The organism is Photorhabdus stackebrandtii, from assembly GCF_011189495.1.
Classification (GTDB): Bacteria; Pseudomonadota; Gammaproteobacteria; order Enterobacterales; family Enterobacteriaceae; genus Photorhabdus; species Photorhabdus khanii.
On sequence record NZ_PUJV01000044.1, the window covers coordinates 1 to 12,409 of the forward strand.

Annotated in this window: 13 protein-coding genes and 2 pseudogenes; 3 read left to right on the plus strand and 12 right to left on the minus strand. The window is 48.0% G+C overall.

The features are described from left to right. The 12 genes from C5470_RS23035 to C5470_RS23045 all read right to left on the minus strand — a co-directional run. Positions 1-883 (minus strand): TIGR03757 family integrating conjugative element protein (locus C5470_RS23035; RefSeq protein ID WP_242688184.1); only part of this gene is annotated, 883 nt, incomplete at its 3' end. Further along, positions 880-3,765 (minus strand): conjugative transfer ATPase, encoded by a 2,886-nt coding sequence (locus C5470_RS20255; RefSeq protein ID WP_207627056.1) that lies wholly within the window; start codon positions 3,763-3,765, stop codon positions 880-882. The genes C5470_RS20255 and C5470_RS23035, both read right to left, overlap by 4 nt. After that, positions 3,765-4,169 (minus strand): TIGR03751 family conjugal transfer lipoprotein, encoded by a 405-nt coding sequence (locus C5470_RS20260; protein ID WP_166291538.1) that lies wholly within the window; start codon positions 4,167-4,169, stop codon positions 3,765-3,767. Before C5470_RS20260 ends, C5470_RS20255 begins: the two co-directional genes overlap by 1 nt. A gap of 10 nt (positions 4,170-4,179) precedes the next feature. After that, positions 4,180-5,658, minus strand: a complete 1,479-nt coding sequence (locus tag C5470_RS20265; RefSeq protein ID WP_166291524.1) for a TIGR03752 family integrating conjugative element protein — start codon at positions 5,656-5,658, stop codon at positions 4,180-4,182. Next, positions 5,648-6,478 carry a TIGR03749 family integrating conjugative element protein gene (locus tag C5470_RS20270; RefSeq protein WP_242688198.1) on the minus strand — a complete coding sequence of 277 codons (831 nt, stop codon included), beginning with the start codon at positions 6,476-6,478 and terminating at the stop codon, positions 5,648-5,650. The genes C5470_RS20265 and C5470_RS20270 overlap by 11 nt, the downstream gene beginning before the upstream one ends. Positions 6,479-6,567: 89 nt before the next feature. Next, positions 6,568-7,224: a PFL_4703 family integrating conjugative element protein gene (locus tag C5470_RS20275; protein ID WP_166291526.1), complete on the minus strand. Its 657-nt coding sequence runs from the start codon at positions 7,222-7,224 to the stop codon at positions 6,568-6,570. Next, positions 7,221-7,598 carry a TIGR03750 family conjugal transfer protein gene (locus C5470_RS20280; RefSeq protein WP_166291528.1) on the minus strand — a complete coding sequence of 126 codons (378 nt, stop codon included), beginning with the start codon at positions 7,596-7,598 and terminating at the stop codon, positions 7,221-7,223. The genes C5470_RS20275 and C5470_RS20280 overlap by 4 nt, the downstream gene beginning before the upstream one ends. Before the next feature lie 18 nt (positions 7,599-7,616). Continuing rightward, complete coding sequence (locus C5470_RS20285; protein WP_242688193.1) at positions 7,617-8,003, minus strand: TIGR03745 family integrating conjugative element membrane protein; 387 nt, start codon at positions 8,001-8,003, stop codon at positions 7,617-7,619. Positions 8,004-8,042: 39 nt separating this feature from the next. Beyond that, a complete protein-coding gene (locus C5470_RS20290) occupies positions 8,043-8,279 on the minus strand; it encodes a TIGR03758 family integrating conjugative element protein (RefSeq protein WP_166291530.1) in 237 nt (78 codons plus the stop codon). After that, on the minus strand, positions 8,276-8,602 hold the full coding sequence (locus C5470_RS20295) for an integrative conjugative element protein, RAQPRD family (RefSeq protein ID WP_166291532.1): 327 nt from the start codon (positions 8,600-8,602) through the stop codon (positions 8,276-8,278). The genes C5470_RS20290 and C5470_RS20295 overlap by 4 nt, the downstream gene beginning before the upstream one ends. A gap of 695 nt (positions 8,603-9,297) precedes the next feature. After that, a complete protein-coding gene (locus C5470_RS23040; RefSeq protein WP_339917069.1) occupies positions 9,298-9,765 on the minus strand; it encodes a DNA-processing protein DprA in 468 nt (155 codons plus the stop codon). Between the two features lie 11 nt (positions 9,766-9,776). Then, positions 9,777-10,196, minus strand: a complete 420-nt coding sequence (locus C5470_RS23045; protein ID WP_242688197.1) for a DNA-processing protein DprA — start codon at positions 10,194-10,196, stop codon at positions 9,777-9,779. 184 nt (positions 10,197-10,380) lie between these two features. On the opposite strand from C5470_RS23045, the pseudogene tnpB reads away from it, so the two are divergent. The 3 genes and pseudogenes from tnpB to C5470_RS20315 all read left to right on the plus strand — a co-directional run. Beyond that, positions 10,381-10,518 (plus strand): annotated as a pseudogene (gene tnpB, locus C5470_RS20305) (IS66 family insertion sequence element accessory protein TnpB); the annotation flags it as partial. A 424-nt stretch (positions 10,519-10,942) separates the two neighbouring features. Next, positions 10,943-11,214: pseudogene (locus C5470_RS20310) on the plus strand (helix-turn-helix domain-containing protein); the annotation flags it as partial. Positions 11,215-11,216: 2 nt separating this feature from the next. Further along, positions 11,217-12,302 (plus strand): PDDEXK nuclease domain-containing protein, encoded by a 1,086-nt coding sequence (locus tag C5470_RS20315; RefSeq protein WP_166291534.1) that lies wholly within the window; start codon positions 11,217-11,219, stop codon positions 12,300-12,302. Positions 12,303-12,409: the final 107 nt, after the last annotated feature.

Consider the following 12,409-nt stretch of genomic DNA (forward strand, 5'->3'; position numbering starts at 1 on the left):
ATGCACAAGCTCTTTCATTATTATGTTCAACAAGATCAATGTCATATATCAAACCATTCATAACATCATAAAGACAACTCATCATAGCATAGGGATAATGTCGGGACGTATTCTTGGGGGTTTTATATCCATTTTCCAGCAATCCTCTGGGAACATTTAACTTGGAACCATCGATAGCGTAAACTCGATGCCCCTTCCACATGCCAATCCCACTTTTATCTTCCCATTCTAATAGAATATTTTCGTTTATTATTTTAATTGAATTTTCAGGAAGTTTCATTCGGGCCTCGTACATTGAAGATGGTGATACTGGATTCTGTTGTGGTAAAGGTATTTTTTCTCTGATGCAGCTATCCCATATTTCATTAATAATGTAACCGTATCCATGTTTGTTCTTGCCCGTGATTATTTTCATAAGGAATAGAACCACCATCTTGGTATCTATGGTTCTTCTCCTTTTTTGCCAAAGTTTATCAATTTTTTCACATGTTTCAAAAAACGATTGATTTAGAGAATTAAATATATCCATAGCTTCACCACTCAATGGAAGATACCTCTCATAAATATAGTAAACTCCTTTCTCAAGGCCCAAAGTCCAAGCATTCAATAACCCCTGATAACCCTGACTGATATGTTGCCCCTGTTGATGCCACGATGGAGACTGTAAAATCTGACGGGCCTGCTTGACTGCCTGTTGAGGATCAGCAGACAGCTTACTGAATAACTGTGATTGCAACTGCTCTGGCTTATCTAGGTACACAACTTGGACGTTTTGATCAGCATTGAGCGGTGGATGGCTTGTGTCGGTATATATCACTGTGCTGGCAAACACGGATACCGGCATTAACAACGGGAAAAGCGTCCAGAATACCCTAATATTCATAGTCTGCCCCCCTGCATGGATAAGAGATCCTCATCACGCCCATCTGCCACTTCCCCAGATATCAGACCACGGGCACGGCCCAGCCTTCTCGCCACAACAAAAGCGGCATCCAATTCGCTGCAATGAAGCGCTTTCATAATCGCCCTGCGCTCTGCCTTTTCCTCTTTCTCCGTCATACCCAATGCAAGATACACACTAGACGGCACCACCCGAAATAACGCCTCCACTTTTTTCGACAACACCACGCCTTCGGTGTAACAACCCGGGAGTTTGCTGGCTGATAGCAACACCGATTTTTGTTCTTCAGACAGCTTTTTAAAACGCGCTACCTGTTCGACTTCATCCGGCGGCATCGTCAGACACAACCACCACTCCGCCATATTGAGCATCTTCTCAGCCGTATCCGGATAGTCTGCCAAGTTCTGGGTGGCCAGCCACAACCAGGCTCCTAATTTTCGCCACATCTTGACCACTTTGGTCATATAAGGTGACAATAACGGATTAGTGGTCAGAACATGCGCCTCATCCACGACAAAATTAATTTCCCTTGCATCAAATTGATCACGTTCCGCCATATTGTTGATGGTATTGACCAGAGACACCATCGCCAAGGCCATCTGCGCACTATATCCTTCACGCGCCAGCGTACCGAGGTCAATTAGCGTTACATCTGCTTCTGGCCACGGGGTTCCAGGACGATTAAACAATTCCCCCTCAAAACCACTGGTGAACATTGACATCGCCCCCGCCATCTCTTCAGCACGGGCCCGACGCTGTTCGGTACACAATGCTCTCCCCTGTTCATCCCGCCGGCTGTCCCGGGCAATCACAGACAATGCATTTTGCAAATCTTCCGCGATCATCTGTCGGCCGTCATCAAAGCTGGCTCTCGCCGCTATCATGATGGCTTCACGTATCATGCCCCGATCCGCCCGCGTCAGACGTTCTTCCTCTTTCTTCTCCCCACCGGTGATCATCATGCGCGCCGCAAGTTCTATTTCTCCCAGGATATCGCGCTGCTCATCGGCCTCGTCATCTGCGGTTTCCTCTGGCGACCTTTCACCCGCCAAATCCAACTGAGAAGATGCCACTTGAAGCAATTGGTGGGCATCGGCAAACAGCGCCAGACTGACACCACAACCTGGTTTAATGCTGATTTTGTTGACACTCAGCCCCAGGCGTTGACAGTAATCGGCAAACAGCCCAAAACTGTTGCCCGCTTCCGCCACAAATAATCGGGGACAGTGCACCGCCATCAACTGCGATAAACTCGCACAGAGCGTAGCCGACTTCCCCGCACCGGTCGGCCCGAATAGCAACAGATGCGCATTCTGGGTACGGTCATGTTTATTTTGCGGATCAAATGTCAGCACATCACCGCCCCGGTTAAAAAAGCTAAGACCCGGGTTGCCTGTGCCGGTCGCCCGCCCTGTCACTGGCAACAACCCAGCCACATGCTGCATCCAAGTCAACCGGGTATACCAGTGATGTTTGTCTCGTTGCGGGTTAAAACACATCGGTAAGGCACGCAGATAACCGTTTAACGGCGCTACGTCGCATTCGGGTTTGACCGGCTGCAACCCCGATACCAACAGGGTTGCGGCCAGTTGCTGATGCCGACGGTTCAAATCGTCAACATCAGCCCCCTGTAACAGAAAGGTCAATGCAGAACGGCACAGTTTATGTCTCAGCCCCAGATGTGCCTTAGCTTCTTTTACGTCTGAACGTACTCTCCCTGATTCAGTATTTTCTCCCACGGCATTTTTTGACAACCGGTCGAAATCCTGTTCTGGCGTGTCTTGTGCTTGTGCTTGTGCGACCACAGTCAGCGAAACAATAGTTCCTGAGGGTAATAAGTCCATCAGCGCATTGATATTCTCCCCTCTGACCATTTCACCGGTCAGCGTTCCCGGCTCTGGTGCACGACGCAGCCGTTCAACCGGTACCGCTCGGTGAGCAATATTATCAAACCACCATACACCGTTTTTCACGTCAGAACGTGGCGGGGTAAACCACAAAGTTTCCGTGAAATCATTATCTGGCTTCCACTCACCAGCCTGTGGGGTCGCATAACTAGCGGCCTGATACAACGTTGTTTTATCTATCCAATCTGGACCAGGATTAAACAATCGCAGTAACCAGTGATGAACCTGTTCACCATTTTGTCGTTGGCACAAAATGCCTGTACTCGCCAGAGAAGCTGTCAGTCGGTCACACACCTGATTAAGCAACACAATGGGCAGCGATCTTTCTTTCTGTCCGACAGGGACCCAACGATAAATGACCATTCGGGTACGACGTTGCTGTCCCCGCCAGAACTGACCAGTCACCAATGAATCGTTAAACAGCCCTTCTGGTCGGGCTATCCCCTTCAGATGACGTTCGGTTTCAGCCAACCAAGCTTCAGTGAAGGCTGAACCCTGCGCCCAAGGTTTAATATACTGACGAAGTTGTGTCAGATATAACGCGGGATCATCCTCATCCTGACAAAAAAACTGCACTACCCAGGGAGATACGTCATCGTCTTCCAGACTGTCTTGCAACGCATCTTCTACCTGGTCACGAATATCTTCCAGACGGGCTGCGGGGCGTCCCTCTGTCGAAACCGGAGAAACCGTATAAATAGCACCGACTGAAAGACCATCATCCAGCAACAAACACTTCTCATCGTCCAAATATTCGACCCAAGGCAGGTAATCAATGATAGACGGCCAAGTGTCATACAACGCAGCTTCATCCGTGCTGGTCATTTTACCGGGACGCCTCAAAGGTTCACGCCCAACAACGGTAGAAGACGACGGTAGTATGACCTCAGTTTCACCCAAAACTTCCGATAGATTACCCCGTTTACGCAAGCGGACTTTATTCAACAGCGACCACATCACAATGCCTCCGTCCGTTCACCCGGCAAAGCATATTGCACCTGGTTGTAGAACGGAAATACCGTGCTGTATCCCGGTACTGGCGTGTTTCCCGCAACTAAATGAGGAAAGAGATACATCACCATGTCCGGATTAGGTAACCGAGGGAAAGTCTGACTGATTTCATTTTCCTGTGTACGACTATAACTTTCCGTGTAATTCAGAGTAGCCTGCTGTTCCCGTTCGTTCAGCTCCCGGCGCAGTGTTTTACGGGCCTCCATCGTAACTTGTGACGACGAGACTTTCCCCTGCCACAGAGCTAGCATTGTGCTGTCTCCCGGTGGAAGCATCTCTTCTTTAGACGTGCTGCAACCGGTCAGGATCGTTATCACCACCAACATCACTATTTTTCGCGCTTTATTCATGCTCGTTTTCTCAGTCCAGACCATCACGGACCTCCTGTCCAAGACCTAAGTTATATTTCACCCTGCGCCCCCGTCCTTCATAATCAATCGGTATTTGCTGGGTAATATGCACGGCTACTCTGGCACCCGGCGGTACGTAAACGGCATCAAAAGTTTGGCCATAACGGGCTTTGACCCATTCGGATACGGCCTTAAATCCTCCGGCAGCGGCTTGCCCCAAAACCGCTTTACCGGCATCCCCGGTCAGTGATGACGTCGCACCGCCATAACCGTTGGACTGAGTGGTTAGCTGGCTTTGCGACAACACATCACCCGCAGCTGTGCCACCAGAAAGAGCAAATAAGGTTGGTAAGTAACTGGGTGCATTGGATTTACGTTCACCGCTGATACACGGAATACCGTTGTCGTCAGATAGCCAGCCGATACCGCCGCCGTTATTATCCTGAACGTGATAGCTGCCATTGGTGCGATTATCCGATTTCGGCACAGTTCTGACGGTACCGTCTGCAAAGACAAAAGTTAAAGAAGTGACATTGCCGCGCACGCAAGACAAGGTCCAGTCACCGGTAGCCGTACCAGAAACAATCGCACCTTCCACGTCGGGCAATTCAATGCCGTTGGCAGTCAGGTTATCTTTACCAATCAGTACTTTAAAAGGATACGGGTCAGTGACTTTGTCATTTACTGGCACCCGGCCTAATAATGCCGTCATCGCCTGGCTGCCGACCAGCGTCGTATTCTCGGGCAGGGTATAAACGGGCCAGACAGTCTCGTTTGTATGACTATCGGTAATGGCTCGCTGATTTTTAGTCATACCGTCATATTCCACTTTCTGACGGCTCAATGCATTGTCCTCCAGAAATGACACTGGAAAACGGGGGGACGCTGGCTGACCACTCATTGCAACCTGTGAATCAACCGGTAACGTATCCTGTGGGGTAATCCAGACCAACCGGTCCCCGCCAGAGGTCGTATTTTGGCCGGTATCGTCCAACCCTAATCCCAGCGGAATATCACGCTCAACCAGAGGGGTGTTTGTACTGATGCTTTTATTGCCTAACTGACGGGTCAACTGGTCAAGTCGGCTGAACAGCGTTTGCTGCTCCGCTTTCAATACCTGCTGTTGCTTTTCTGTTTCTTCGCGGTTGCCCGCTACCGCCTGGTTAATCTGGTCAGTCATGCTCTGACTCCCGTTTCGCCATTTCTCATTGTCAGTCAGTAATTGTGCATTTTGTTTTTCCAATGCCTCCTGCTGAACACGGATACTACGCAAGGCACCGATCAGAGTACGCAATGTGTCTTCCGGGGTGTCTCCCTCAATCCCCAATGCCCGCAGCTCCCCGGAAGACAGTTCCGCCAAAGCCTGATGACTCACTGTCTGGCTGACAGGCGTCTCTGATTGCCGACAACTCTTGATCCCCACGACCAGCCCCGCAATAACAAAAGCAGGCACGACCCACTTCACCAGACCGTTTGACTTAATTTGCATGGGGATTTCCTTGTCGCTTCATGGGCGTTTTTGACCTCACCGGTTCAGGCAGAAAAGCACGGTCAGGCCGACCTTTCACCACCAAATAGACGGTAGTCGTGTCTTCCGGCGTACCTGACGGTCCCAACCAACGATGCTGAAAGGTCGCTGCTATGAATTGCCCCTGCAACCTGCGTGGATCAAGCACCACGTTCTCACGGTGGGTATTACGCACTTTCAGCGCCACCACAGTGAGGTTATCCACACCCCAGCCCCCTAATGGGGAGACTATTACCGGCGCTGAGGGATACAATGTGGTCAATCGGGTTGGTAGCGCCAATGATACCGGGTGAATGCCGGGAACAGCTTCTACTGTACGTAACGGCGCATACAGACTTTGCGCGGCGTAACGGGTCAGGACCACCGGCAGCGGAGCCGTGTAGGACCGTTTTTGACGCCGGTCAGCTTGGCGTTCACCGGCAGGAGAGGGAGACGTTGCTGACGTGTTATCCCCTTTGGCACCGTGGTAAACCTGATGGTTGCCCGTCAACGTAGTCACATCCCCGTGGTACACCAAACGAACCGGCTCAAGGAGCCCTTTTCCATTTATGGCGGTCACATCCAGCAAAATCACTTCACCATTTTTCACATCCTGAAGTCGCAACCGGGTCTGAGCAAACGCATCACTTGGATACAAATACACTGCACCACCGGTGCTCTGTACCCGCAATTTGCCATTCAACATCCCGGGAAAGCCAACCCGAACATTTTTATCCACAAACACCACTCGCTCCTGTCCAACATGCAAGGCAACCGGCAGCGGGATACGCTCCCACTTCATCAACTCCACGGCTTCAACGGGTGAAACAGCAATCAGCCCGGCGAATAATAATGCGGTCAATGCCAATAACTCGATGAATACCTGTTTTTTCACTGGAATATTCCCTTTTTCGCCGGTGCCGGCTGCGATGCTGCTTCCAGCCGTTGCGGCGTGCTGTCATAACAATCCAGTGCCAGACCGAACGGATTACGCTCTGCATCCCCTTCCCAGCGGGTGACTTTAATTGGGTAACGTACCAGTGCCCGTTTTACCGGCTCAGCGTGAAAATATTCATCAGCGACTAAATCTAACTTAATAACCCAGTTATCCCGGTCTTTTACCATCACATTACTGTCACGAAAGCCCCGTTCCGGAATTTCATACACCACCCGCACGCGATCTTTTAGCTCACCCGCTTGTGACCGATTTTGAGCATCCTGTTCCAGAAACACCTGACAGGAGGGGGTCAAATAAGGTGAAAGCGCCGCTATTTTCGCCGGATAATCAACGTCCCCGTCTTTCGGCCAGGCATTCAGTTGTTGAAAAATATAAAAACCAAAGGCATAAACTTGGGAGACGGGCACTTCCCACCACGGACGGGTACTGCCACTACGGACATCCGGCGGCGTATAAATGGTTAACTCTCTCGGCGCCATCATCCAGCCACTCAGACTCAGTAACAACAACAAAACCAGCACACCACAGGCAGAGCGTAACGTCAGGATATGCTGGTCCCGGTTTTGAATCGCATGACGAAAACGGCTCATAACCGCCCCATTCGGGTCATTACCCGGTGACGGCGGCGCAACGACCAGCGTTGTGATGTGATAATCAGTGACGGGTTACCCAAACCCCAGCACCGCTTTTTAACCTCCAGCCGTCGATAGAGATAATGCGCCGGTTTACCGCGTTTCATCCGGGCCAGGTATTTGCCGCCAAAGGCAATCAATAACAACGGCGCAATCAGTGCCACCGTCGGTATCATCACCCAACCCGTTACCGGTGTCAGTAACAAGCCAATGACCGTGCCAGCTATCAGTCCCGTTAATGCCGTCCAGCCCAGCTCTGGGGTAGTAAATCCCCGGAACACGATAGGTTCGACATTAAGACGATCAGGTAAAAAACGAATAGTTTGAACCATACTGACACTTCCCTGGGGTTAAAAGAGAATGGAAGTCGATTTGCCCAGCAGCCAGATAACAGCCACTAACAGCACTACACCAACCACCACAATCGCACCAAATTTAGTCCAGGAAGCTCTGTCACTGCGAACTTCAGAAAAAGTATGGATTGCCGCTGTCGCCACATTGATAAACGCGATCGCGGCAACGACCAACCCGCCTATCACGATGCCGTCCTGCAAGTAACCTTTGACGGTATTAAAAATGCCGCCGCCACTCCCGCTGGAAGGCGGTTCAACCGTTGGCAATGCCGCTGTCACGGGTTGACAAACCAGATAAGCCAGCACACAGAGTGACACTGCACGGGTATTGATACGGGCAAACAGGCGGAACAGTGACTGACATCCCCGGTTTAACAGATCCATTTCCTTTTCCCTTTTTTCCATTACAGGTTAAAAAACCGATTAGCTGGCAAACATCCAGATAGCCATCACCAGCAACAACGCCACACGAATGACAAAACGGTTCATCGCTGCTTCACGTACCTTTTCATTGGCCCAGCCCTGCCAAACGTCCACTATTCCCCATACTGCCCAGAGAAACAGCACCGCTATCAGTAAACCGATACAGAGAAATTGCATCACATGAGGATCGAGATTGCCGGAAGCAGCCCTGAATGCATTGCGTTGTACCTCGTTCACCGTATTCGCTCCTGAAGATATTGACCGGTCACATCCAGCACAGCCGCAGAAATCCCTGGTTGGGCACGGGATGGTGTCAGATAGCGGTTAATGCCTTCACGGATAATATTGAGGTCCCGGTTAGCACGTAGATAATCAAAATAAAAACGGTCTGCCTGACCCTCCTGAACTGCCAAAACCCGGGCACGTTCCAAACCGGCCTGCACCTGGTCAAGCTGCCTGAGTGTGGTGGCCAGTTCATCTTTTTCTCCGGCCAGTACAGACCAACTCATGAGTATCGTCAGGACAAAAAGACTATGGGAAAATAAGCGGAAATAAACCATAGCATTACTCTAATCAGCGTAGATATACACACCAACAGAGTGACGAAAAAGAGTAACGATTACAGTGAATAATTGTTTATCTAATTTTAAAAATTTTGAATATCTGAACTTAGGGTATAAAACTATAAACACCCCATCTGGTTAATAAGATAGAATTGATAACTGAGGCTTTCTAATACAACAAAGGAATTAAGTGGTATAATAGATCATTAGGCGTTCATTTATTCAAACTTTATAGATAATATTTTCTGTAGGCAGATTTGACTAATTAAGTACAATTCGACACCAAAAAAATGTAATTAAATGGTGTGTTAGAGGTATTAATAAGTAATTAGTCGATATTAAATTGGAGGAATTATTTAGTACTCATCAAACCAATTGATTTCAGCTTCACACACAGTTCTATACCCGTTATCTTTCAAGTTGCCTCTTTGTTGGCTGTACTCACTCACCCCAGTCACATAGTTATCTATGCTCCCGGGGATTCGCTCCCTTGCCGTCGCGATGCATCTTGAAATCCATAGGGTATAGCTACAAATAAACCCACAATATGAACTTGCGGCAAATGGTTTTTAATAACCATTTTCATTGTTTTATAGTGACTACCTATTCACCATAAAATTAACAAGTGTCGTCTTCTGCAAGATAGTAGTGATCTCTACAACTCAATTCATCAATTTTTGTAAGACAGTAAGTCACAGATGTTCCCTAATATCCTCATAGTCTTTAACCCTTATAGCCCCTAACGCTTCATATTTTGCCGGCCAGCTAATTGAAGTGTTCTTGAAACAAGATTCTAATATAAATAATTTCCTGCCTTGATTCAAAGCCGCTCTAGCTTGCGTCATCGTTCCTGAGGTATCAGATGCCTCAACGATAATAGTCGCTTCAGATAATGCTGACATAGTCACAGTACGCTCAGGAAAAAACAGACGATTACTACGGTAATCTTGCTCAATATAACGTTTAAATGGTACTTGGCTAATTAGCAAATAACTTTCTCTAATTGCCTTTTGGAGCTCACTATTCTGTCTTGGGTAAATATGAGACAACGGAGTACCAATAACCGCTATTGTGTTACCTCCCAGCTCCAACGCAGTCGTATGAGCAACAGTATCTACTCCCTCAGCCAAGCCAGAAATGATAGTAACTCCATCATTCACAAGACATTTAACTAACTTTCTTGTTCTACGGCGACCTTCATCAGATATCTTTCGTGAACCGGTGAACCGACAACAGCCACACACCGAGTATTAACTAAATCCCACCAACCTTGATAATAAAACAGTTCTATTGGGTGACGAACATCTCTCAATTTATCAGGATACTCACTAGTTCCGTGCACTCTAACACCTAAATGCTCCACAGAATATTTATTAAGAATATATTTCAGTGACTTTTTGACAGACTCTCTTTTTTCTTCGGAGACGAGTTCAGACGGCATAGTACCATTAGGTGCTTGCCGAAATTTATCAGCAATAGTTTTAAATGTAGCACCCTGCTCAGTCCACAACGCTTCATATGCAGCCATCTCCTCAAATGGAGATATCGCTCGTTCGAAGGAATCTGAAGAGCCAAAATCAAGTTGCAACATTTTACTCCGTTCCCAATTCATAGCATAAAAGATTATTAAAAACACCCACACACTAACTGCCGAGAATAGGCAGTACAAAACACGCTAAATGGTTAACTGAGTAAATGCCATTATTTTTTCTTTTTACTACTAAATTGGGCTTTTTCGCTGAAAAATATAACAAAAATCATTAAAAATTTTACCTATGCTATTACATCACTCACATCCTGCCAGTACCTTTATCGTCGCTGGAATAACTGATATACATAGTGGCTTTAACGGTCTGGCCTCAAAGGTACAAAACACTCTGAAGGATGATCCATTCAGCGGTTATCTTTTTGTCAGCCAGAGATATACGCCCGTTGTGGCACTGAACCTTGCCAAGCTGGGGCGCAGATTCGAGGCTGTCAGTGAACTGCTAGAACCTCTATATTTTGATGAGCAACATACCCGTAAATCATGATCCACGACCACCATACCGAAGTGCTATTCAGTCATCAAGCTTTGATCCCAGGAGACAAACTTTATTGGAACGCGATACGCAAGTAGTGTGCCTTCTAAAAGCCGACTTAGACAACAAGTGATTCAACTTATGGTAGAGTATCTAAGGGTATTACCTGGTAGGCGACATCGGAGGTAGGGTAAGCCAAAACCGCCAAAAATTTTGTTGCCCTCATTAAAATTCTCACGTTAGGTTAAGCTGGATTGCCGTCATATGCGCCAGATATCTGAACTTCAGTGTCTCCACCAGTTATGATCCAGCCCATGAAGAGTTCGATGAGATGAGCGTAGCTGTCTATTTCTTGTACGACGGTATCACTACTTGTCAGCAGTGGCTCAGGCTGAACGGCAACAGATACTGGAACGAACCAACGAGGAAAGAACTGAGGCCAAGGACATCAAGTTTGGAAGGAAACTCTCCATAAACCAACAACAGGTTTTGGTAATAAAAGGTGAGGGTTTTGGGGCTTCCGAGATTGCCAGGCAACTGGGTATTAGCCGCTCCACCGTCTACAAGATACTGAAAGAAGCAAGGTAATCATGACATCAGAACTACAGATTTACACCTCGTTACTCGCCGATGTAAAGGAACGGATCCGTGATGGTCAGTTCAGAGCCGCTCAGTCCGTCAATGCTGAACTAATCCAGATGTACTGGGACATCGGTCACATGCTCCATGAACGTCAGAGGCAACAGGGGTGGGGTGCGGGGATCATCCCGAAGCTGGCGCGGGATATTGTTAATGAATTGCCAGAGGTCAAAGGCTTTTCAGAACGGAACCTGAAGCGCATGCTACGTTTCTACCGGGAGTACGCTTTGCCACGAATGGAGCAACAAGGTTCCGGAAAGCCCGTATCGGCAATTGTGCCACAACCTGTGGCACAATTGCCGTGGGGTCACAACATTCTGCTGATTGAGAGGATAAAGGATCAAACCGAGCGATTCTGGTATGCAGAACAGACTCAGATACAAGGATGGAGCCGAGACTCCCTACTTCATATGATCAAAAGCAATGCCTATGTCCGGCAGGGCTCGGCTGTCAGCAACTTCAAGAACCGGTTACCCATATCTCAATCGGAGCTGGTACAGCAGACCCTGAAGGATCCCTATGTTTTCGATTTCCTCACCCTATCGGAACCCTTCAAAGAACGTGAGTTGGAAACGGAGCTTCTCAAACACCTTGAAAAATTCCTACTCGAACTCGGCGAAGGCTTTGCTTTTGTGGGGCGGCAATATCGTATTACCGTAAGCGAACAAGATTATTACATTGACCTTCTTTTTTATCATCTGACTTTGAGGGCTTTCGTTGTGATCGAGCTGAAACGAGGAGAGTTCAAGCCTGAACATGCCGGTAAGATGAATTTCTATTGCTCGGTGGTCGATGAGAAACTGCGACATTCCACTGATCAGCCCACCATCGGTTTGATTTTATGCCAGACCAAAGACCGGATACTGGCTGAATATGCCTTGCGCGGCATTCAAAAGCCAATTGGAGTTTCGGATTACGAGTTAACCCGTACATTGCCAGAGGACTTAAAATCGAGCTTGCCAAGCATAGAGGAACTGGAAGCAGAACTCAGTCATAATGATGAAAGCACCTCTAGCGACTCAACAACCACCGACTAAAGTCGGTGGGTTAGTGATTAACGGACTGAAAGTCCGGATACGCATCGGCTGAACGATGCGTCAATTGTCCATCCTGAAGTTATCATCCGGGTTTGGTTCAAAATGAT

What these genes read in the sequence shown, in the direction of transcription:
- C5470_RS20255 (WP_207627056.1), bottom strand. Translation starts at nt 3,765, where the DNA reads ATGTGGTCGCTGTTGAATAAAGTCCGCTTGCGTAAACGGGGTAATCTA.
- C5470_RS20260 (WP_166291538.1), bottom strand. Translation starts at nt 4,169, where the DNA reads ATGAATAAAGCGCGAAAAATAGTGATGTTGGTGGTGATAACGATCCTG.
- C5470_RS20265 (WP_166291524.1), bottom strand. Translation starts at nt 5,658, where the DNA reads ATGCAAATTAAGTCAAACGGTCTGGTGAAGTGGGTCGTGCCTGCTTTT.
- C5470_RS20270 (WP_242688198.1), bottom strand. Translation starts at nt 6,478, where the DNA reads ATGAAGTGGGAGCGTATCCCGCTGCCGGTTGCCTTGCATGTTGGACAG.
- C5470_RS20275 (WP_166291526.1), bottom strand. Translation starts at nt 7,224, where the DNA reads ATGAGCCGTTTTCGTCATGCGATTCAAAACCGGGACCAGCATATCCTG.
- C5470_RS20280 (WP_166291528.1), bottom strand. Translation starts at nt 7,598, where the DNA reads ATGGTTCAAACTATTCGTTTTTTACCTGATCGTCTTAATGTCGAACCT.
- C5470_RS20285 (WP_242688193.1), bottom strand. Translation starts at nt 8,003, where the DNA reads ATGGATCTGTTAAACCGGGGATGTCAGTCACTGTTCCGCCTGTTTGCC.
- C5470_RS20295 (WP_166291532.1), bottom strand. Translation starts at nt 8,602, where the DNA reads ATGGTTTATTTCCGCTTATTTTCCCATAGTCTTTTTGTCCTGACGATA.
- C5470_RS23045 (WP_242688197.1), bottom strand. Translation starts at nt 10,196, where the DNA reads ATGTTGCAACTTGATTTTGGCTCTTCAGATTCCTTCGAACGAGCGATA.
- C5470_RS20315 (WP_166291534.1), top strand. Translation starts at nt 11,217, where the DNA reads ATGACATCAGAACTACAGATTTACACCTCGTTACTCGCCGATGTAAAG.